The following is a 20,035-nucleotide window of genomic DNA, read 5'->3' as shown; positions in this document are numbered from 1 at the left end:
AGCGAAGCACTGCGGCCTGCAACGAAGACGGCGGGTCGTGCTGGCGTCATGGTCCTCCCCAGCGACAGCGGGGAGGCCAAACGCCCCCCTCAGGCGCAAGTGTGCGCAATCACGGGGAAAACCGACAAGTCCCCCGACCCGGATCAACCGTGACGGGGGGCACGATCCTCAGCTGCGCTTGGCCCGGGCAAAGGCCTCGGCCAGGGCATTGTTGGCCGGCGGCGCAGACTGGGCCGGACGGCCGCCAGCGCCCTGGCCGCGGTTCGGTCCACGGTTCTGGCCGCCAGCGTCACGGCGCGGCCCTTGGCCCTGGCCCCGCTCATCGCGCTGGCCCGGGCGGCTGGTGGCCTGGCCCGGGGTATCGTCCAGGCGCCGGGTCAGGGCGATGCGCTTGCGCGCCACGTCCACCTCCAGCACCTTCACCTTGACGATGTCACCGGCCTTGACCACGTCGCGCGGGTCCTTCACGAAGGTATCGGCGAGCGCCGAGATGTGGATCAGGCCGTCCTGGTGCACGCCGATATCGACAAAGGCCCCGAAGGCGGCCACGTTGCTGACCACGCCCTCCAGCACCATGCCCTCGCGCAGGTCCTTGATGTCCTCGACGCCCTCGGCGAAGCGCGCCGCCTTGAACTCCGGGCGCGGGTCGCGGCCCGGCTTTTCCAGTTCCTTCAGGATGTCGCGCACGGTCGGGACGCCAAAGGTGTCGTCGGTGAACTGTTCTGCCTTCAGGCCACGCAGGAAGCTGCCGTCACCGATCAGCGCCTTGATCGGGCGCGCGGTGCTGGCCACGATGCGCTCAACCACCGGATAGGCTTCGGGGTGTACCGCCGAGGCGTCCAGCGGCTGGTCGCCATCGGCGATGCGCAGGAAGCCGGCGCACTGCTCGAAGGTCTTCTCGCCCAGGCGCGCGACCTTCAGCAGGTCCTTGCGGCGCTTGAACGGGCCGTTGTCGTCGCGATGGCGCACGATGTTCTCGGCCACCGTGGCCGACAGGCCGGACACCCGGGACAGCAGCGCGGCCGAGGCGGTGTTGACATACACGCCGACCGCGTTCACGCAGTCCTCCACGCGCGCGTCCAGCGCCCGCGCCAGGCGGTACTGGTCCACGTCGTGCTGGTACTGGCCGACACCGATCGCCTTGGGTTCGATCTTGACCAGTTCGGCCAGCGGGTCCTGCAGGCGACGAGCGATCGATACCGCGCCACGCAGCGACACGTCCAGCCCCGGGAACTCCTTGGCCGCGAACTCGGAGGCCGAGTACACCGAGGCGCCCGCCTCGCTGACCACGACCTTCTGCAGCTTCGGGTTGGCGGCAGCCTTGATCGCTTCGCCGGCCAGCTTGTCGGTTTCGCGGCTGGCGGTGCCATTGCCGATCGCGATCAGCTCCACGTTGTGCTTGGCGCACAGCTGCTTGATCGTCTGCACCGACTGCTCCCACTGGCGGCGCGGTTCGTGCGGGTAGATGGTGTCGGTGGCGACCAGCTTGCCGGTGGCATCGACCACGGCGATCTTGCAGCCAGTACGGATGCCGGGGTCCAGGCCCAGCACAGTCTTCGGGCCGGCCGGTGCGGCCAGCAGCAGGTCCTTCAGGTTGTCGCCGAACACCGCGATGGCTTCGGCTTCGGCCTTTTCGCGGGCCTGGTTGAACAGGTCCAGCAGAAGATGGGTGTGCAGCTTGGCGCGCCAGGTCAGGCGGCAGGCATCCAGCAGCCAGCGGTCGGCGGCACGCCCCCGGTCGGCGATGCCGGCCTTGCGTGCCACCCGACCCTCGGCGTACTGGTGGCCCGCTTCGGCATCGCTGCCCGGGTCCAGTTCCAGGAACAGGATCTCTTCGCGGCGCGCGCGGAACAGCGCCAGCAACCGGTGCGAGGGAATCTTCGCCAGAGATTCGGCATGTTCGAAATAGTCGCGGTACTTGGCGCCTTCGGTTTCCTTGCCCTCGGCCACGCTGGCACGGATCACGCCGGTCTCGCCCAGCCAGGTGCGCAGCTCGCCAACCAACGCGGCATCTTCGCCCCAGCGCTCCATCAGGATCGCGCGGGCGCCTTCCAGCGCGGCCTTGGTGTCGGCCACACCCTTGTCGGTATCGACGAAGGTGGCCGCGAACGTCTGCGGGTCCTGCGTCGGATCGGCCAGCAGGCCATCGGCCAGCGGCTCCAGACCGGCCTCGCGGGCGATCTGGGCGCGGGTACGTCGCTTGGGCTTGTACGGCAGGTACAGGTCTTCCAGCCGGCTCTTGGTATCGGCGGCCAGGATGTCATTGCGCAGCTCGTCGCTGAGCTTGCCCTGCTCGCCGATGCTGGCCAGCACCGCCGCACGGCGGTCCTCCAGCTCGCGCAGGTAGGTCAGCCGGGTTTCCAGGTTGCGCAGCTGGGTGTCGTCCAGGCCACCGGTCACTTCCTTGCGGTAGCGCGCGATGAACGGAACGCTGGCGCCCTCGTCGAGCAGGCCGACGGCGGCGCGTACCTGGGCGGACTGGGCACCGATCTCGTCGGCGATGGTCTGGGCGATCTGCTGGGCGAGCGCGCTCTGGGCGTTCTTGGCGTCGTGCATTGCTTCAGGTCTGAGCCGCGTTACGGGAAGACCCCATTCTGGCAACCGACGACGGAGCCGGACAAGGCATTGACAGGGGACGAGGTACAGCGGCGTAGCCGGAGTGGACGCCGGCATCCTGGCAAAGAGCGGGCCCGGACTGGCCCGGGGCTGGGATGCCGGCGCGGGCGCGCGATGGTGGGCGCGCCCTGCCGCGTGTTGCGTAGGTCAGCGGTAGTGGCGGGCGGCGCGCTGCATGACGATCTCGTCACGCATGCCTTCCAGGGCCATCAGGCGGACCTTGCCGACACCCTGCAGTTCCATGAACCGCTCCGTGTAGAACTCCGGCCCCAGCGCGGTGTCGGCGCGGGATTTGCTGAAGCCGTAGGGCACCACGCCCTTCTCGCCATCCTTGCTACCACCGACATAAAGAACGATTGCCATGTGATGTATTCCTCCAAATTGCTACTGCGTACTGCACTCGATGAGCCATGCTGCGAGCTCATCGGGGGAGAGCTTACCGCGTCGAACCTGACTGGAACGTCACGAAGGCTAATGACGATCGGTTGCATGCAGATGACTGCGGGATCGCAGCAGAATGCTTACGGATCTTTAACTTCCGGCTAACGAATCCAGGGCCGTTCCCGCCAACGGCGAAGCCCCTCGTGGGTGGTCGTGTAACGCGTTTCATGTGATTGGGCCGCGCACCCACCTCGCCCGGCCCCTGACAGTTTTTCGGGCACGTCCAGCCACGGAAAAGAAAAAAGAAGATCAAAAGCAAAAACAGCTTGCCTGGCCGCTTTTTGTAGAGCCGAGCCCACGCTCGGCTGCTTTCAGGCCAGTCCGCGAAGCCGAGCGCAGGCTCGGCTCTACACAAGCAAGCGCAGCGCGCGACCCGCTTTTGCTGTTCTTTATCTCTTCCGTGGCTGGACGCGCACGGAATCTGTCAGCGGCCGGGTGGGTGGGGGTGGCGGGGTATCCGCGGCATGGGTCGGGCGCATGCGCCCGACGGGTTGGGCAGGACGCCCAACCCCGGTCTTGCCGTGTGCGCAGGACAGCGCACACGTGCAAGCCGCGGCCAAGCCCCCATGAATGGGGTCACGGCGTCCGCGCTGGCCCCACCCACCCGGCCAGCCCCCAGGAAGCAGGCATTCCGCGACCAAGCCACGAGGGGCTGTGCCGTTGGCTGGAAACTACGGCCACCAGCCTTGCCCGAACCGGGCGAAATGATCGGCCGCCCGCTCGAACGGATTGCGCGCACTCACTCCGCCACACAGCAGGTACACCGGCAGGTACAGCGGCCCCAGCACCATGTACTGGTAGACATGCGCACGCTCATGGTCGTCCAGCCGGATCAGCGGCTCCACGCCCCACCCCGCCTGATGCGCGTAGGTCCGGCAGGAAATGCCAAGATCGTGGCCCGTGTGCAGGATCACATTGCCCAAGGTGATCGCCCCACCCGGCCCCCACGGCCAGCGGTCGAACACCAGCGCGCAGTCACGCCCGCTCCAGCGCAATGTCGCGCCGCCGAGCATGCCGGCCAACCCACCCATCAGGCCGATCAGGGTGTTGGGCAGGGTCCACACCGCGCCCAGCACCTGCAGCGCGCGCAGCCAGATCGGCCAAGGCCGGGAGGCGGTGTTCAATCGGCCTCGTTCGGCATCAGCAGCCACAGGATCAGGTAGACCAGGATGCCGGGGAAGGCCGCCGAGGCCAGCGACAGCAGCACGTAGACCACCCGCAGAAGGGTGGCATTCCAGCCGAAGCGATGGGCAATGCCACCCATCACGCCGGCGATCATGCGGTCGTTCAATGAACGCGACAGTGTCTTGGGCGTGGTGTTCATGGCGGCGGCTCCGGGCAACGGACAGGGCAGTCGAGCGTGGCTCGACTCTACACCCTGCCCGTGTCTAAGGCGTGCGGTGACGCAGCGCCTGCAGGCGCGCACCGAACCAGGCGGCTGCGGTCTGTTCAGGCTGCCCCGGGCACTGGATGCGATAGGGTTTGCCGCTCATGCTGCTCTGGCTGGCGGCGCGCTCGATGAACTGCTCGGCGCTGTCCACCATGTCCTTCTTCAGCAGATAGTCGTACTTGCGCTGCAGATGCGCGCGCGCATCGCCGCCGTCGTACCAGCTGCCATTGCGCTGGAACCGGCACTGGGAGCCGTCCAGGCTGGCGATCAACTGGGCGATCTCCCGCCGCGCGTCTGCACCGGGTGCGGCCTGGGCAAGGGGCGCTGCCAGCAGTACCGCAAGAATCAACAAAATCCGGTACGTCATCATCCCTCCAAGTCAGTCGAGCAGGGCTCGACTCTACAGGTCGCGCGCCTTCAGCCAACCATCGATCGTGGCCGGCACTTCGCGCTGCGCGCGCCCGGACACGTAGATGCCGATATGGCCACCGCGGAAGCTGGACTCGGTGTAGTCGTCCGTGCCCAGGCGCCCGCGCATCGCGCGCGAGGCGTCCGGCGGCACCAGATGATCCTGCTCGGCGTAGATGTTCAGCACCGGCAGCGTCACCTGCGACAGGTCCACTGCTTCCTCGCCGATCCTTACCGTGCCCTTCATCAGGCCATTGGCCTGGTAGAACTGCTTGATGAAATCGCGGAACGCCTCGCCCGCCAGGTCCGGCGAATCGAAGATCCACTTCTCCATGCGCAGGAAGTCCTCCAGCGCCGCCTTGTCATCGAGGATGTCGAGCAGGCCGACGTACTTCTGCACGTTCAGGCGGAACGGCTTGAGCATCAGGTAGCTGGCGTTCATCAGGTCGGCCGGGATGTTGCCCAGCGTATCGACCAGCAGGTCCACGTCCACCTGCCGCGCCCAGTGCGAGAGCATGTTGTCGGCGGTCTGGAAATCGACCGGGGTGACCATGGTGATCAGCTTGCCCAGCTTCTGTTGGCGCAACGCTGCGTAGCAGAGTGCGAACACGCCGCCTTGGCAGATGCCGAGCAGGTCGACCGGGCCACCACTGCGCACGCGCAGCGCATCGACCGCTCCGTCGATGTAGCGCAGCAGGTAGTCCTCCAGGGTCTGGAAGCGTTCGGACCGGTCCGGGTAGCCCCAGTCCAGCACGTACACGTCCTGGCCCAGCGCCAGCAGCTTCTGCACCAGCGAACGGTCGGCCTGCAGGTCGACCATGTACGGCCGGTTGACCAGCGCGTAGACGATCAGCAGCGGCGTGCGCCGGGTCGGCGCCTGCTCACCGACGAAGCGATACAGCACCACCTTGCCGTCGCGCCAGACTTCCTCGCGCGCGGTCACGCCATAGTCCACGTCTTCCACCTGCGGCAGCAGCTTCAGCCCTTCCATCAGCTTGCGCTGCATGGCCAGGCTCTCCTGCATCAGGTCATCGGCGTTGAAGCCCAATGGTCCCTTCATCGGTCACGCGCCCCAGCGCGAGGTGCGGCCTTCTTCGCAGATGTCTTCTTTGCAGATGTCCTCTTCGCAGGCGCCTTCTTTGCCGGCGCGGCCTTCTTCGCGGCCTTGCGCGCAGTTGGCTTCACCTTCGCCGGCGCCGGCTGCGCCACCGGATCGACCTCAGCGGTTCCAGCCAGCACAGCCACCTGCGCCTGCAGGCGGCGCAGGCTGCGCTCCAGCTCGGCGATGCGGCGGTGTGCGGCATCCATCTCGCTCCGGGTCGGCAGGCCGATCCGTTCACTCATCTGTTCCACCTCCCGCTGCAGGCCGGCGCGCAGGCGCATCTGCGCGTTGCCCAGCGAGGCGTACACCTGCTGGAACGGTTCGGACATGGCGACCTTGGCGTAGGCCTCCTCGGCAACTTCGATCCACAGGTCGAACATCGCGCGGGCGCTGGTCAGCTGGCTGCCGGGCTGTTCGTGCTCGGCCAGGCGCTGCTCGAACAGCGCAAAGGCTTCGTCCAGTGCCTGCTTGATCTGATCGACATAGGCGCGCGAATGCTGCTGGTATTCCTCCTGCGCACGCAGCAGGGCCTGCCAGCGCGCCTGGTGCTCGCGGCCGGGGCCGAATGCCGGGCTCTGCAGCCACGGGCCCGCCTGCAGCTGGAACTGCTGCAGCCAGGCGGCGAATTCGGGTATCGCGGCGCCGGCGTGCGTGCTGCCACGGGCGCCCTGCAGCATCCACTGGAGCATGCCGTCGCCCTGCCCCTGCACCGCCTCGCGCCAGGCCTGGGCCACATCGGCACTGCTGGCGTCGCGGCCCGCAAACCGTGCGGCGACCTCCTGCATGGTGCCGTACCAGCTGCCCGCCTGTTCGCGGAACCGGCGCACGGCATCTTCCGGCGCGCCCTGCGCCTGCTCGGGCAACAGCTGGCCCCACCAGTCGAACAACCGCTGCCAACTGCCGGGATCGTCACCGGCGGGTGCGCCGGGCGTGCTCGCATGGCGCAGGGCATCGCCCCAGGCGCCGAAATACTGCCGGGCCAGGGTTTCGAAATCGCTGCTGCCGGTGTCGTGGGCCGAGCTGGTCATCGCAGGCCTCCGCAGGGCTGGCTCATGGCTTGGGAATACGCAGGGTCTTGCTGATCATCAGCGACCCGGACAGGGCGAACAACAGCACCATCGGGTGCAGCTGCCACGGGCCGATCTGCCACTGGCCGAACCAGATGTTCTGGCCGATGGCATCGGTGCCGGCGGCAATCGCCAGTACGATCACCAGCACCAGGCTGGTCGGGATCGGGGTGCCCTCGAAATACGTGACCTTGCCCTCGTCGCCGGCGAGCGCCTCGGCAGTGACGTTGTAGCGTGCCAGGCGGCTGACGCCGCAGCAGACGAAGTAGCTCAGCACCAGCCAGTCCCATCCGCCCTGCATGCCGCAGGCATAGGCCAGCGCCGCCGGCGCCACGCCGAAGGAGATCACGTCGGACAGCGAGTCCAGCTCGCGGCCCAGGGTGGAGCTGGACTTGCGCCAGCGCGCGATGCGCCCGTCGAGGGCGTCGAAGATGAAGGCCAGCGGGATCAGCGCCATGCCGAACAGCAGATAGCCGCGCTCGCCGTCCTGCAGGAAGCGCATCGCGGCAAAGACCGCACCGGTGCCGCAGAAAGCATTGGCCAGGGTGAACCAGTCGGCCAGCTGGAATTCGCGCAGCATCGAGAAGTGACGTTTCATGGGTCTCACGGAGCATCAAGGCCCACAGGTTACCGCGAGCGCCGCCGCTGGCGACAGCGCTGGCTCAGCCGATCCTTCACCGCCCCCTCACCCGCCGTCACCGGCGGTGAATTTTTCGCCACCCATCTTGACAGCCTAGGGGGGTGGCGCCTGTCGGGGCTTATCCACAAAGTTGCCCACGCGTAATCCACACCCCCTGTGGACAACCAGATCTCACCGACTGCGACGGTGGACATTTCCTCATCACTCGTCCGCGGGGTTTCCCTACTTCCCAAGCCGCAGAGTCGGCGCTATGGTCACCGGCGGGCCCGCCGCCGCCGCGTCCGATTCCTGGTGACGGGCGGCGATGATGCCGGATGCTTCCACCTGCCGCTGGCGCAGCGGCCCTGAAGTGGTAGAGCCGGCCGCTGGCCGGCTGCCCCGACCGTTCCGCGTTGCCGGCCAGCGGCCGGCACTACCCAGCCTGCACCCGCCGCCAGCGCTCGAAACAGAACACCTGCATCACCAGCATCGCCAGCAACCCCAGCGGCCACGCCCACCACACGCCGGCCAGCCCGTGCTGCGCCTGCATCCACATCGCCAGCGGCAGCTCCAGCAGCAATACCGCCACCATGCCCAGCAGCGCTGGCCGCCATACCGTGCCACTGCCGCGCATCACCCCTACCAGCACGGTGCTGCCGCCCATCGCCAGCACGCCCCATGCCACCGTGCGCAACTGCAGCGTGGCCAGTTCATGCGCTTCGGCAGCCACCAGGATCAGGCCGGTCAGCCAGGGCGCAAGCGCCATCACCAGCAGCACCACTGCACTCAGCATCGCCAGTCCAAGCAGCACGCCGGTGCGGGCGATGCCGGGCAGCCGTGCCGTACGCCCCGCGCCCATCGCATGCGCCGCAAGGATGGTGGCGGTAATGCCCAGTGACATGGCCGGCAGCTGCACCCAGCTCATCAACTGGTTGACCGCACCGTAGGCCGCCGTGGCCGTGTAGCCGTAGCGGTTGATCCAGCCCAGCAATACGATCTCGGCAATGGCCAGGCTGAGCATCTGCAGCGAAGACGGTACGCCGATGCGCAGCATCGCGCGGATGAGCGCGCCATCGAAACGGATGGCACGCAACTGCTCGCGCCGTGGCGCCAGGGGATGTCCTACCCGATGCCAGCGCCACAGCAACCAGCCCAGGGCCAACAATGAGGCAAACGCCGCCGATACAGCCGCACTGGCCGACCCCAGCCGCGGCAGGCCGGTCCAGCCCAGGATCAGCAGCGGCGTGCACAGCAGGCCGACCACCGTGGCCAGCAGCAGCGCCTGCAGCGGCGTCTTTGCATCGCCCACTGCGCGGCTCACGGCAGTGGCCAGCCACAGCAGGAAGAACACCGGAGCCGCCAGCAACAGCACGCGCGCGTACACGATGGACTCGCCGAGGATCGCTGCCGGCGTGCCCAGTGCCGCCAGCAGCTGTGGCGCGAAACCGCCGCCCAGGGCCATCACCAGCACCGACAACAGCAGGATCAGCGCCACCGCGCTGCCGGCCACCGCGCGCGCCTGTTGCGGGCGGCCCGCGCCCCAGGCCTGGCCGATCAGCACCATCGCGCCCGTGGCCAGGCCCATCACCAGGGCCAGCAGCAGGAAAAAGACCGGGAAGAACGCCGCGGCCGCAGCCACCGCCTGTGTGCCAAGCAGGTGGCCGAGATAGATGTTGTCCAGCGTGCCTGCGGCCAGCTGCAACGCATTGGTCAGCAGCATCGGCAGCAGCAGCGTCAGGTAGGTGCGCCACAGCGGGGGTGCTGCCGGAGGTGTCGGATGTACAGGGGGGCTCATGGGATTCTCTGGGCAAGGCGCCGCCCTGCCCGGCGTTTCCGCCAGCAAAGCAAGCACAGGGGAAGCGGGCCGCGGCCCGCGATCAGATGACGCCGTCGCTCAGCAACGGCGCGATGGCTCAGCCGTCAGCGTCTTCGAACGCCAGGCGCAGGGCGTGGTCGCGCACATCCCTGGGCCAGGAATGCAGCGCTGCTTCCAGGCCCGCGCGGTCATGCGCGAACAGCACCCGAATGGCCTCCTCGAAGCCCGGCAGGTCACCGGCGATGGCCTGCAGGAAGTGATAGGTACGCTCGCTGTGGCGGCGCTGCCGATCCTCGTCGGCACCGGCACGGCTGGCCGCTTCCACCAGCCTGCGCAGCACCACCGAAGCCCCACCCGGCTGTTCGGCCAACCACGCCCAATGCCGCGGCAGCAGCGTCACTTCGCGGGCGACCACGCCCAGTCTGGGGCGGCCACGGCCACGCGGGGTTGCGGGCGCCTCTCCGGTAGTGACGTCGGCATCCGCCTCCACGGCGGAGGGAAACGCTTCGGTCACCCGTGCCAGCAGCTCTGTGTCGCTGCCGCGCGTGTCGAAATCGCGGGTTCGCCCGCTGGCGTTGTCGAACACCAGCAGCGGACCGGCTGCGTTGTCGGCACGCAGTTGTTTCAACGCCAGCGCTGCCACTTCCGGCGTGCCGGAAGCGACCAGGCGATGGCCGTCGAAACAGCTGAAGGGAGGAAGTCGGGACACAGGCATGGCAATGGCATCAGAGGCGATGCGTGAATATTGCCCGGGTAATTTCACCGAGTCAATATTGTCCGGGTATTAATTTGCCAGAAGAGCGTGCCAACCAAGGTTGGCACCCACCCGATTCGTCACCTCACAGCCGGCTGTAGGACCAACTGACCATGCGGCCGTCCTTGTACGGCATCACGCCGTGGAACGGGCGCGGGTCGGCGTCGAACACCAGCGGCAGGAAGTTGCGGTCGCCCTCCCACATCGGCAGCGTGTCCAGCTTGTCCAGGTCCACCCACTCCAGCGTGCCCTCGTGGTTGCCGCCGTGCGGGGTGCCTTCGAAAGTGTCGATGACGAACACGAAGCCCAGCCAGTCTTCACCGTGCTTGCCGAAGCCCGGCCAGCTGAGGGTGCCGCGCAGGCGCATGCCGGTGCAGTCGATGCCGGCTTCCTCGGCGATCTCGCGACGCATGCTGGCTGCCACGTCCTCGTCCGCTTCGATCTTGCCGCCCAGCCCGTTGTACTTGCCCAGGTGGTGGTCACCCGGACGGGTGTTGCGATGGATCATCAGCACCTGGCGACGATCAGGCGACAGCACGTAGCCCAGGGTGGCGACGATCGGGGTGTACGGCATGGGCGGCATCCAGCGGCAGGTCAGCCGTGGATTATGGCCGATCAGCGCACCAGCGACAGGCGGCGCTCGGCGAGTGTGCCTGCGCCATCGGGATCGCGGCGCAGGGTGGCCACGCCGTGACCGCGCTCAGCCAGGTATTCCAGCCACTTGCCGAGGAAGGTGTTCATCCGCATGCGGTGGCTGATCAGCTCGGCCGGCGGCGGGTACAGGCCCATCGTGTCCTGCCAGCGGCGGCCGACGTAGCAATGGGTGGTCTCGGCCTGGCGTGCGTCACGGTAAAGGCGCACATACGCCGAGGGATCCGGCTCACCGGTGACCGGGTCGGCCAGGTCGTAGGTCAGGCGCAGTTCCACCGTGTAGCGGTGGCACTCGATCACGTCCAAGCGTACGTCCAGGCCGTCGCCGATCGAGGAAATGTAGCTGCCCGCCACCAATCCGGCCGGTTCGAACAGGCGCACCAGATGGCGGTAGTTCTCCGCGTACAGGCCCATGAGCCAGCTCAACCGGCTCAGGCGGGGAATACGTTCGGTGCGGGGCGAGGCTTGGGCCATGGGTCGATCCTACACGTTGGTGCTTCAACGTGGGGGCGCCTCAAGCCACAGCCAACCCGTCAGCGACGATCCCCGTGTAGAGCCGAGCCCATGCTCGGCTGCTGTTCGGGAAGAACCCGGCGGCCCAGCCGAGCGTGGGCTCGGCTCTACAGGGCGAAGTGCAGCGCGCCGGAACGGATCAATACAGCTCGCGCTGCAGCCCCAGCGTGGCCAGCACCTTGCTGGAAATCTCCTCGATCGAGGTATGCGTGGTGCTCAGGGTCGGGATCCGCTCCATGCGGAACATGGTCTCGGCCGCAGCCACCTCGCGCTTGCAGGTCTCCAGGTTGGCGTAGCGCGAGTTCGGACGGCGCTCCTGGCGGATCTGCTGCAGCCGGTCCGGATCGATGGTCAGGCCGAACAGCTTGCGCCGGTAATTGCGCAGTCGCGGCGGCAGGCGATCGCTTTCCAGGTCTTCGTCGGTCAGCGGGTAGTTGGCCGCGCGTACCCCGTAATGCAGGGCCAGGTAGATGCAGGTCGGCGTCTTGCCCGCGCGCGACACCGCCACCAGGATCACGTCGGCATCGTCGTAGTTCACCGCGATGCCGTCGTCATGCGTCAGGGCGAAGTTCATCGCGTTGATGCGACGGTGGTAGGTATCGAAATCGACCATGCCGTGGGCCTGGCCGACCCGGGCCAGGCGCGGGCTGGCCAGTTCACGCTCCAGCGGCTCGATGAACGGCGCGAACACATCCAGCATCAGTGCCCCGCTGTCGGCCAGGATCAGGCTCAGGCTCTGGTCCACGCAGGAGTTCACCACGATCGGCCGGACTTGGTAGCGCTCCCCTGCTGCCTGGATCCGGGCACAGGCTTCACGCGCTTTTTCGGGGTCGTCGACAAACGACATGCGGTCGGTAATGAAGCTGAACCCGGAGAACTGGGTCAGCAGGCTATGCCCAATGGTTTCAGCGGTGATACCGGTTCCATCGGAAACGTAGAACACCGGACGGATGGTCGACATGCGCGCTTTTACCCCCTACGAAGCTTAAAAAGGCCGCCAGCACAAGCTTGTGCCGACGGTGCTCTGCCCGGCATCATATCGGCTTCTTCCTACGGACGCGGCCACTCAGCCCGCCTCGGGCGATGGCCAAACGGAGCATCGCGCTTGAACGAGAACATCCTGTGGTTGCACGAACTGCGTCTGGCCGATCTGGCCCGCGTAGGCGGCAAGAATTCGTCGCTGGGCGAGATGATCGGCAACCTGGCCGGTCTGGGCGTTTCGGTGCCGGGCGGTTATGCCACCACCGCTGAAGCCTTCAAGGACTTCATTGCGCACAACGATCTGTCCAAGCGCATCTTCGACAGGCTGGCCACGCTGGACGTCGAGGACGTCAACGCGCTGACCGCCGCCGGCAAGGAAATCCGCAGCTGGGTGATCGATGCGCCGCTGCAGCCGCAGCTGGACCAGGACATCCGCACCGCTTACGCCAAGCTGAGCGCCGACAACGGCGGCGGCGATGTGGCCGTGGCCGTGCGTTCCTCGGCCACCGCCGAGGATCTGCCGGATGCCTCCTTCGCCGGCCAGCAGGAAACCTTCCTCAACGTCACCGGTGCCGACGACGTCGTGCACAAGGTCAAGGAAGTGTTCGCCTCGCTGTACAACGACCGCGCCATCGCCTACCGCGTGCACCACGGCTTCAAGCATGAGGATGTGTTCCTGTCCGCCGGCGTGCAGCTGATGGTGCGTTCGGGCGTCGGTTCGTCCGGCGTGCTGTTCACCCTGGACACCGAGTCCGGCTTCCGCGACGTGGTGTTCGTCACCTCTTCGTTCGGCCTGGGCGAAATGGTCGTGCAGGGCGCGGTCAATCCCGACGAGTACTACGTCTACAAGCCCACCCTGCAGGCCGGCAAGCCGGCGATCCTGCGCCGCTCGCTCGGCAGCAAGGCGATCCGCATGGTGTATTCCGATGTTCCGGGTGAGCGCGTCAGGATCGAGGACACCCCGGCCGAGCTGCGCAACACCTTCTCGATCAGCGACGAGGACGTGCAGGAACTGTCCAAGCAGGCGCTGGTCATCGAAAAGCACTACGGCCGCCCGATGGACATCGAGTGGGCCAAGGACGGTGTCAGCGGCAAGCTGTTCATCGTGCAGGCGCGCCCGGAAACGGTGAAGTCGCGCAGCCACGCCACCCAGATCGAGCGCTTCGCGCTGACCGAGAAGGGCGGCAACGTGCTGGCCGAAGGCCGCGCCGTCGGCGCCAAGATCGGCTCGGGCGTGGCCCGCGTGGTGAAGACGCTGGACGACATGAACCGCGTGCAGCCGGGCGACGTACTGATCGCCGACATGACCGATCCCGATTGGGAACCGGTGATGAAGCGCGCTTCGGCCATCGTCACCAACCGTGGCGGCCGTACCTGCCACGCCGCGATCATCGCGCGCGAGCTGGGCGTGCCGGCCGTGGTCGGTTCGGGCAACGCCACCAAGGTGATCGAAGATGGCCAGCTGGTCACCGTCAGCTGCGCTGAAGGCGATACCGGCTTCATCTACGAAGGAAAGCTCGGCTTCGAGCGCACCACCACCGATCTGGGCAACATGCCGCCGGCACCGCTGAAGATCATGATGAACGTGGCCAACCCGGAACGTGCCTTCGACTTCGGCCAGCTGCCGAACGCCGGCATCGGCCTGGCCCGCCTGGAAATGATCATCGCCAGCCACATCGGCATCCACCCGAACGCGCTGCTGGAATACGACCGCCAGGATGCGGCGACCAAGAAGAAGATCGACGAGAAGATCGCCGGCTACGGTGATCCTGTCAGCTTCTACGTGGACCGCCTGGCCGAAGGCATCGCTACGCTCACCGCCTCGGTTGCACCGAACCCGGTGATCGTGCGCCTGTCGGACTTCAAGTCCAACGAGTACGCCAACCTGATCGGCGGCAGCAACTACGAGCCGCACGAAGAAAACCCGATGATCGGCTTCCGCGGCGCCAGCCGTTACGTCGACCCGAGCTTCTCGGCCGCCTTTGCGCTGGAGTGCAAGGCCGTGCTGCGCGTGCGCAACGAAATGGGCCTGGACAACCTGTGGGTCATGATTCCGTTCGTGCGCACCCTGGAAGAAGGCCGCAAGGTCGTCGAGGTGCTGGAACAGAACGGCCTGAAGCAGGGCGAGAACGGCCTGAAGATCATCATGATGTGCGAAGTGCCGTCCAACGCACTGCTCGCCGATGAGTTCCTGGAGATCTTCGACGGCTTCTCGATCGGCTCCAACGACCTGACCCAGCTCAGCCTGGGCCTGGACCGCGACTCGTCGATCGTCGCGCACCTGTTCGACGAACGGAACCCGGCAGTGAAGAAGCTGCTATCGATGGCGATCAAGGCCGCACGCGCCAAGGGCAAGTACGTCGGCATCTGCGGCCAGGGCCCGTCCGATCACCCGGATCTGGCCGAATGGCTGATGCAGGAAGGCATCGAGTCGGTGTCGCTGAACCCGGACACCGTGGTCGATACCTGGCTGCGCCTGGCCAAGCTGAAGGCCAACGGCTGATGCCGTAATGGGCTGACGTCGCTTTCATCGACGTCCGCACATACTGCTGCCGCACGCAAGCCCCGCCTCTGCGGGGCTTGCTGTTTCTGGCGTCCGTGCACGCCACGCGCACCTCGCGCCTGTCCCTCAGCAGCAAAGGAACTCCCGCATGATCGCCGCCGCCCGACCCGCCCCCGCCGCAACGCCCTGGTTCCACTCGCTCAACTGGGAGCGCCTGCTGGAAACCTACGGCGTACCGTTGCTGGCCGCGATCGTGGTGCTGCTGGTGGGCCTGTGGGTGGCACGGCGCCTGTCCAACGCGATGCCGCGCGCTACGGCTCGCATGGGCGTGGACCCGATGCTGGGCAGCTTCCTGCGCAACGTGGTGTATGCCGCATCGCTTGTGATCGTGGTGGTGCTGGCGATCGGCACGCTGGGCGTGCAGATCACCCCGTTGCTGGCCGTGCTCGGTACCGCTGGCCTGGCCGTCGGCCTGGCATTGAAGGATTCGCTGTCCAACATCGCCTCGGGCGTGATGCTGGTGACGCTGCGACCGTTCCGCGTGGGCGATGTGGTCACCGTGGCCGGACAGACCGGCACGGTGCGCGAAGTGCGCATCTTCCAGACCGTCATCACCGGTGCCGACAACCAGCACACCACCATTCCGAACACGTTGATCACCGCTGCACCGATCATCAACCTCACCGCCGAACCGACCCGCCGCGTCGAACTGGTGATCGGCATCGGCTATGAAGACAACATCCAGCTGGCGCGCGATACCGCGCTGGCGTTGATGAAGGCCGACCCACGCGTGCTGCAGACACCGGCACCGGACGTGGTGGTGTATGAGCTGGGCGCGCACGCCATCAACCTGGGCATCCGCTGCTACGTGAAGTCGGCCGACTGGTTCGGTACCAAGGTCACGCTGCTGGAGCAGCTGAAGCTGGGCTATGACAAGGCCGGCATCAACATCCCGTATCCGCAGCAGGACATGCACCTGTACCTGCATGGAAAGGATGGCGGGGTGATAGAGGCTGACGCGCTGGTGCGCGACAAGCCCTGATCCATGCCGGTAGTGCCGACCAACGGTCGGCACCCACCCATCGGCGATACGACATCGGAATGCCGGCCGCTGGCCGGCAGCGTCCAGGATCAGGCCGCGACGCTCTCTTCCAGCGTCGGATAATCGGTGAAGCCCGCCGCGCCACCGCCAAAGAATGTCGCACGATCCGGCGGATTCAGCGCCGCACCGGTACGCAGTCGCTCCGGCAGGTCCGGGTTGGCGATGAACGGCCGGCCGAAGCCGATCAGGTCAGCCCAGCCTTCAGCCAGTGCCTGCTCGGCGCGTTCGGCGGTGTACTTGCCGGCGTAGATCAGCGTACCCGGGTAGACCATGCGCAGCGCCTGCTTGAACGCCACCGGCATCAGCGGTGCATCGTCCCAGTCGGCTTCGGCGATGTGCAGGTAGCCCACGCCCAGCTCACCCAGCAGGTGCGCCGCGGCCAGATAGGTCGCCTGTGGCGTATCGTCCACCGCGCCCTGCAACGTCGTCAGCGGCGCCAGACGGACACCGACGCGGTCACCACCGGCTACGGCCGTCACCGCCTGCACGACCTCGCGCAGGAACCGCAGCCGGTTCTGCAACGCGCCGCCATAGCCGTCGGTGCGCCGGTTGGCCTGCGAGTCGATGAACTGGTTGATCAGGTAGCCATTGGCCCCGTGCAGCTCCACGCCATCGAAGCCGGCGGCCAGTGCATTGCGGGTGGCCTGTGCATAGTCGGCGACGATGCCCGGAATCTCGTCTTCGCGCAGCGCGCGCGGCATCGAGTGCTGGATCATCTCGCCCACGCCCGCTTCCGGGCCAGCGCCTGCAGGGTCGACAAACACCTTCACGCCTTCGGCCAGCAGCGCCGACGACGACACCGGTGCGGCACCACCCGGCTGCAGGGCCACGTGCGAGACCCGGCCCACATGCCACAGCTGGGCGTAGATGCGGCCGCCAGCGGCATGCACGGCATCGGTCACCCGGCGCCAGCCCTGCACCTGTTCCGGGCTGTGGATGCCCGGGGTCCAGGCATAGCCCTGGCCCTGCGGGCTGATCTGGGTGCCTTCGCTGACGATCAGGCCAGCACTGGCGCGTTGGGCGTAGTAGGCGGCCATGTCCGCGGTGGCGACGTTGCCGTCGGCGGCACGCGAGCGGGTCATCGGCGGCATCACGATGCGGTTGGGCAGGGTCAAGGCGCCCAGGCGGTGGGGAGTGAACAACATGGCGGCGATCTCTTGCGGGGGGGACTGCCGCAAAGGATGGGGATGCCAGCTGCCAGGCAACAGGCATGTACTGGCAAAACAATTGTTCCCCCAAGGCAAGGATGACCGGCAGAGCCCCTTCCTGCGGAACGGGATCCGACCCCGCGCGCAACCGGGGTCGGATCCCTTTGCAACGCAAAGGGCTCCGACCCCGAAGCCGGTTACAGCGTGGGCTCGATCAGCACGCCGCCATGCGCCACGCGGTCATAGCAGGCGCGCACCACGTCTTCCCCGTACTTCAGCTCCAGCCGACGCACGATGAAGTGGCCGCGCGCCATGTCCTGGTAGTAGTCGGTGAACATGGTATTCAGTGTTGCACCGGCGGCGGCACCGACGATCGGCACCGCCTGCGCAGCGAATTTCTCGGTAACCACCACGCCGAAGCGCGCCGCCACCTTTTCCACCATCTTCGCCAGCAGCTTGCCAGCTTCCTTTGGCGCCACGCCCAGGGTCAGGTCGCGGCCGGTCACCACGCGCCCGGCCAGCTCGGCCGACAGGTGGCGCATCACATCCGTGGTGAAGCCGCGGGCCAGGTAGTAGCCGGTCTCGCTGGCATCATCGCGCGGCGAGTTGCCGCCCAACGCGAACACCTCCAGGCACGCCTGGCGGGTGCTGAACTCGGACAGGTCGAAGCCCTCGCTGCGGGCCACGTCGGCCACCGCACGCATCATGATGGTGGTCGACACCGGCAGCTCGATGAACAAGGCCGCGAAGCCGAAGGCCCCACCGACCGCGCCCGAGGTGGCCGCCGCCAGTTTGTGCCAGCGGGTGGACGCCCCCTTGCCGGGGCTGTTGTCCATGCTCCACAGCGCGGCCTGCGCCGATTTGCTCAGCGCCGCCTGCACAGCGCCGTGGATGCGGTTGGAGACCGAGCTGGGCAGCGCCTTCACCGCGAACTCCAGCGGCGTGCCGACCAGGTTGGCCATGCGCGCGGTCAGGGTCGGCGCTTCCAGCAGGGCCACCGCGCGCTGCAGGTCGGACCAGTCGCGGGCGTCATGGGCGATGTCGCGGGGGAGCAGGATCGGCTCGTTCATGGCGCCGATCTTAGCGCCAGGAAGTTGAACGGTTCGTCGCGGGGTACGACAGAGGGGGCAGAGCCCTTTCCGCAGGAAAGGGATCCGACCCCGGCGCCTTGCCGGCCAGCGGCCGGCACTACCCGTTGGCGTGTCATCCGATAGCGCCGGGCCATGCCCGGCGTCGTTGTTCAGGCAACCGGCAGCGCCGACAGCGCGCCCATGAACTGGCGGTAGTGGCGCAGCTCAGCGATCGAATCGTGCACGTCGCTCAGCGCGGTGTGGTTGCTGTTCTTGCCGACGCCGGCGGCCACGCTCGGCGCCCAGCGCTTGGCCAGTTCCTTCACCGTGGACACGTCCAGGTTGCGGTAGTGAAAGTACTTCTCCAGTCGCGGCATCTGGCGGTGCAGGAAGCGGCGATCCTGGCAGATCGAGTTGCCGCACATCGGCGACAGGCCGGCCGGGATCCACTGCGCCAGGAAGTTCACCGTCTGCGCCTCGGCCTGGCCCAGGGTGGTGGTGCTGTCCACCACGCGCTGCCACAGGCCCGAGCGGCGGTGCTGGTTGCGATTCCACTCGTCCATCGCTTCCAGCGTTTCCAGCGGGTGGTGGATGGCGAATTCCGGCCCTTCGGCCAGCACGTTGAGCTGGGCATCGGTGACCACGGTGGCGATCTCGATGATCGAATCGTTGTCGGTATCCAACCCGGTCATTTCCAGGTCGATCCAGATCAGTCGCTCGTTGGCCGCGCCGTTGTGCGCCATGTGTCGCCTCGTTGCTGGGCAGGCGCGCGGCCTGCCGGTGATGGAAAGAGGCGCCCATCATACCGGTTCGCCCCCTCAGGCCTCACCGGCATGGTCTTCCAGCAGCAGCGGCGGCTTGCCACGCTTGGCACGGAAATAGTTGGTCAGGCGCATGCTGGCCTCCTTGGCCAGCACCCCACCGTGGATCTCCACCCGGTGGTTGTGGCGGGCATCGCCCAGCAGGTCGAACACGCTGCCGCAGGCGCCGGTCTTGGGGTCGCTGGCGCCGTAGACCAGGCGGGCAACGCGTGCATGAACGATGGCCATCGCGCACATCGCGCACGGTTCCAGGGTCACGTACAGGGTGCTGCCGAGCAGCCGATGATTGGCCAGCCGCGTGCCACCGGCCCGCATGGCCACGATCTCAGCATGCGCACTGGGATCGTGCGAAGCGATGTTGAGGTTCCAGCCCTCGCCCAGCAGCTGGCCATCGGCGCCCACCAGTACCGCACCAACGGGGATCTCGTCGTACTCGCGCTGCGCACGCTCGGCCAGCGCCAGCGCATGGCGCATCCAGTGTTCATCGGCGTCGTGCACCGGTACACCCAGGGCGTCGGTCATGGCGGTTCTCGCGTGTCTGCAGGGCCAGGATGGCCGCCGGGGCCGCATTGTACGCCCGCGGCCGTGCAGGCGCCGCTAACGCGTGTCGAAGCGCTCGCGGGCGGCGTCCAGCGCCGGGAAATTGTGCTCGGCCCAACGGTCCAGGGCGGACAGCGTGTCAACCAGTCCACGTGCGACCTCGGTCAGCCGGTATTCCACATGCAGTGGCTTGCTGCCCAGATCACACCGCTCGACCAGGCCGTTGCGCTCCAGCTGCCGCAGGGTCTGGGTCAACACCTTCTGCGAGATCCCTTCGATCTTCCTCAGCAGCGCGCCATTGCGTTGCGGGCCCTGCGCCAGCGCCGGCAACAGCAGCATCACCCACTTGCCGGAGATCAGCGCCAGCGCATCGCGTGCCGAGCAATCGGCGGCATAGACATCGCCCGGGTAGGCCATGGTTACCTCAAGGTGCGTAATTGCCGGGGCACTCCGGCATCGCGAGGATGGTCGCACACTCCACCAACACCTCGCC

20 protein-coding genes are annotated in these 20,035 nt (G+C 67.2%); 2 read left to right on the top strand and 18 right to left on the bottom strand.

Annotated elements, in window-relative coordinates; genetic code table 11:
- Positions 1–168: 168 nt before the first annotated feature.
- From E5790_RS18040 to E5790_RS17980, 13 genes are all read right to left on the bottom strand, one after another.
- Positions 169–2,556: a Tex family protein gene (locus E5790_RS18040; protein ID WP_111205920.1), complete on the bottom strand. Its 2,388-nt coding sequence runs from the start codon at positions 2,554–2,556 to the stop codon at positions 169–171.
- Between the two features lie 207 nt (positions 2,557–2,763).
- Positions 2,764–2,979, bottom strand: coding sequence for a hypothetical protein (locus E5790_RS18035; protein ID WP_005410085.1), 216 nt, complete (start codon positions 2,977–2,979; stop codon positions 2,764–2,766).
- Between the two features lie 749 nt (positions 2,980–3,728).
- The gene (locus E5790_RS18030; protein ID WP_032956093.1) at positions 3,729–4,181 is read right to left on the bottom strand and encodes a hypothetical protein; all 453 of its coding nucleotides are present in this window, start codon (positions 4,179–4,181) and stop codon (positions 3,729–3,731) included.
- Complete coding sequence (locus E5790_RS18025) at positions 4,178–4,381, bottom strand: PspC domain-containing protein (RefSeq protein ID WP_014647543.1); 204 nt, start codon at positions 4,379–4,381, stop codon at positions 4,178–4,180. The genes E5790_RS18030 and E5790_RS18025 overlap by 4 nt, the downstream gene beginning before the upstream one ends.
- Before the next feature lie 64 nt (positions 4,382–4,445).
- On the bottom strand, positions 4,446–4,814 hold the full coding sequence (locus tag E5790_RS18020) for a YfeK family protein (protein WP_049408149.1): 369 nt from the start codon (positions 4,812–4,814) through the stop codon (positions 4,446–4,448).
- A 33-nt stretch (positions 4,815–4,847) separates the two neighbouring features.
- Positions 4,848–5,915, bottom strand: coding sequence for a class III poly(R)-hydroxyalkanoic acid synthase subunit PhaC (gene phaC / locus E5790_RS18015; RefSeq protein ID WP_046431281.1), 1,068 nt, complete (start codon positions 5,913–5,915; stop codon positions 4,848–4,850).
- A complete protein-coding gene (phaE, locus tag E5790_RS18010) occupies positions 5,912–6,985 on the bottom strand; it encodes a class III poly(R)-hydroxyalkanoic acid synthase subunit PhaE (protein WP_111206947.1) in 1,074 nt (357 codons plus the stop codon). Before phaE ends, phaC begins: the two co-directional genes overlap by 4 nt.
- Positions 6,986–7,007: 22 nt before the next feature.
- Positions 7,008–7,622: a phosphatidylcholine/phosphatidylserine synthase gene (locus E5790_RS18005; RefSeq protein WP_014647547.1), complete on the bottom strand. Its 615-nt coding sequence runs from the start codon at positions 7,620–7,622 to the stop codon at positions 7,008–7,010.
- 454 nt (positions 7,623–8,076) lie between these two features.
- Entirely contained in the window at positions 8,077–9,438 is a 1,362-nt protein-coding gene (locus E5790_RS18000; RefSeq protein WP_111206948.1) for an MATE family efflux transporter, read from the bottom strand.
- Positions 9,439–9,556: 118 nt separating this feature from the next.
- Complete coding sequence (locus tag E5790_RS17995; RefSeq protein WP_032956104.1) at positions 9,557–10,174, bottom strand: DUF2239 family protein; 618 nt, start codon at positions 10,172–10,174, stop codon at positions 9,557–9,559.
- Positions 10,175–10,298: 124 nt separating this feature from the next.
- Complete coding sequence (locus E5790_RS17990; protein ID WP_014647550.1) at positions 10,299–10,787, bottom strand: 8-oxo-dGTP diphosphatase; 489 nt, start codon at positions 10,785–10,787, stop codon at positions 10,299–10,301.
- 41 nt (positions 10,788–10,828) lie between these two features.
- Positions 10,829–11,338 carry a DUF1249 domain-containing protein gene (locus tag E5790_RS17985; RefSeq protein WP_049444258.1) on the bottom strand — a complete coding sequence of 170 codons (510 nt, stop codon included), beginning with the start codon at positions 11,336–11,338 and terminating at the stop codon, positions 10,829–10,831.
- A gap of 178 nt (positions 11,339–11,516) precedes the next feature.
- Positions 11,517–12,338, bottom strand: a complete 822-nt coding sequence (locus E5790_RS17980) for a pyruvate, water dikinase regulatory protein (protein ID WP_014647552.1) — start codon at positions 12,336–12,338, stop codon at positions 11,517–11,519.
- 144 nt (positions 12,339–12,482) lie between these two features.
- On the opposite strand from E5790_RS17980, the gene ppsA reads away from it, so the two are divergent.
- Complete coding sequence (ppsA, locus tag E5790_RS17975) at positions 12,483–14,861, top strand: phosphoenolpyruvate synthase (protein ID WP_014647553.1); 2,379 nt, start codon at positions 12,483–12,485, stop codon at positions 14,859–14,861.
- 148 nt (positions 14,862–15,009) lie between these two features.
- The gene (locus E5790_RS17970) at positions 15,010–15,903 is read left to right on the top strand and encodes a mechanosensitive ion channel domain-containing protein (RefSeq protein WP_136191781.1); all 894 of its coding nucleotides are present in this window, start codon (positions 15,010–15,012) and stop codon (positions 15,901–15,903) included.
- Positions 15,904–15,992: 89 nt separating this feature from the next.
- Here the strand turns inward: E5790_RS17970 and E5790_RS17965 are convergent, their stop codons facing one another.
- From E5790_RS17965 to E5790_RS17945, 5 genes are all read right to left on the bottom strand, one after another.
- A complete protein-coding gene (locus tag E5790_RS17965) occupies positions 15,993–17,108 on the bottom strand; it encodes an alkene reductase (protein WP_014647555.1) in 1,116 nt (371 codons plus the stop codon).
- 200 nt (positions 17,109–17,308) lie between these two features.
- A complete protein-coding gene (locus E5790_RS17960; RefSeq protein WP_046431294.1) occupies positions 17,309–18,181 on the bottom strand; it encodes an EcsC family protein in 873 nt (290 codons plus the stop codon).
- A 170-nt stretch (positions 18,182–18,351) separates the two neighbouring features.
- Positions 18,352–18,924 (bottom strand): oligoribonuclease, encoded by a 573-nt coding sequence (orn, locus tag E5790_RS17955; RefSeq protein ID WP_111205481.1) that lies wholly within the window; start codon positions 18,922–18,924, stop codon positions 18,352–18,354.
- 75 nt (positions 18,925–18,999) lie between these two features.
- Complete coding sequence (tadA, locus tag E5790_RS17950; protein ID WP_014647558.1) at positions 19,000–19,524, bottom strand: tRNA adenosine(34) deaminase TadA; 525 nt, start codon at positions 19,522–19,524, stop codon at positions 19,000–19,002.
- A gap of 75 nt (positions 19,525–19,599) precedes the next feature.
- Positions 19,600–19,959 (bottom strand): helix-turn-helix domain-containing protein, encoded by a 360-nt coding sequence (locus tag E5790_RS17945; RefSeq protein ID WP_049441669.1) that lies wholly within the window; start codon positions 19,957–19,959, stop codon positions 19,600–19,602.
- Between the last annotated feature and the right edge of the window lie 76 nt (positions 19,960–20,035).

The organism is Stenotrophomonas sp. PAMC25021 (assembly GCF_004795795.1).
In the GTDB taxonomy this organism is placed as follows: domain Bacteria; phylum Pseudomonadota; class Gammaproteobacteria; order Xanthomonadales; family Xanthomonadaceae; genus Stenotrophomonas; species Stenotrophomonas muris.
This window is presented reverse-complemented; position numbering and strand designations above follow the sequence as displayed.

What these genes read in the sequence shown, in the direction of transcription:
- E5790_RS18040 (WP_111205920.1), bottom strand. Translation starts at nt 2,556, where the DNA reads ATGCACGACGCCAAGAACGCCCAGAGCGCGCTCGCCCAGCAGATCGCC.
- E5790_RS18035 (WP_005410085.1), bottom strand. Translation starts at nt 2,979, where the DNA reads ATGGCAATCGTTCTTTATGTCGGTGGTAGCAAGGATGGCGAGAAGGGC.
- E5790_RS18025 (WP_014647543.1), bottom strand. Translation starts at nt 4,381, where the DNA reads ATGAACACCACGCCCAAGACACTGTCGCGTTCATTGAACGACCGCATG.
- E5790_RS18020 (WP_049408149.1), bottom strand. Translation starts at nt 4,814, where the DNA reads ATGACGTACCGGATTTTGTTGATTCTTGCGGTACTGCTGGCAGCGCCC.
- phaC (WP_046431281.1), bottom strand. Translation starts at nt 5,915, where the DNA reads ATGAAGGGACCATTGGGCTTCAACGCCGATGACCTGATGCAGGAGAGC.
- phaE (WP_111206947.1), bottom strand. Translation starts at nt 6,985, where the DNA reads ATGACCAGCTCGGCCCACGACACCGGCAGCAGCGATTTCGAAACCCTG.
- E5790_RS18005 (WP_014647547.1), bottom strand. Translation starts at nt 7,622, where the DNA reads ATGAAACGTCACTTCTCGATGCTGCGCGAATTCCAGCTGGCCGACTGG.
- E5790_RS18000 (WP_111206948.1), bottom strand. Translation starts at nt 9,438, where the DNA reads ATGAGCCCCCCTGTACATCCGACACCTCCGGCAGCACCCCCGCTGTGG.
- E5790_RS17995 (WP_032956104.1), bottom strand. Translation starts at nt 10,174, where the DNA reads ATGCCTGTGTCCCGACTTCCTCCCTTCAGCTGTTTCGACGGCCATCGC.
- E5790_RS17990 (WP_014647550.1), bottom strand. Translation starts at nt 10,787, where the DNA reads ATGCCGTACACCCCGATCGTCGCCACCCTGGGCTACGTGCTGTCGCCT.
- E5790_RS17985 (WP_049444258.1), bottom strand. Translation starts at nt 11,338, where the DNA reads ATGGCCCAAGCCTCGCCCCGCACCGAACGTATTCCCCGCCTGAGCCGG.
- E5790_RS17980 (WP_014647552.1), bottom strand. Translation starts at nt 12,338, where the DNA reads ATGTCGACCATCCGTCCGGTGTTCTACGTTTCCGATGGAACCGGTATC.
- E5790_RS17970 (WP_136191781.1), top strand. Translation starts at nt 15,010, where the DNA reads ATGATCGCCGCCGCCCGACCCGCCCCCGCCGCAACGCCCTGGTTCCAC.
- E5790_RS17965 (WP_014647555.1), bottom strand. Translation starts at nt 17,108, where the DNA reads ATGTTGTTCACTCCCCACCGCCTGGGCGCCTTGACCCTGCCCAACCGC.
- E5790_RS17960 (WP_046431294.1), bottom strand. Translation starts at nt 18,181, where the DNA reads ATGAACGAGCCGATCCTGCTCCCCCGCGACATCGCCCATGACGCCCGC.
- orn (WP_111205481.1), bottom strand. Translation starts at nt 18,924, where the DNA reads ATGGCGCACAACGGCGCGGCCAACGAGCGACTGATCTGGATCGACCTG.
- tadA (WP_014647558.1), bottom strand. Translation starts at nt 19,524, where the DNA reads ATGACCGACGCCCTGGGTGTACCGGTGCACGACGCCGATGAACACTGG.
- E5790_RS17945 (WP_049441669.1), bottom strand. Translation starts at nt 19,959, where the DNA reads ATGGCCTACCCGGGCGATGTCTATGCCGCCGATTGCTCGGCACGCGAT.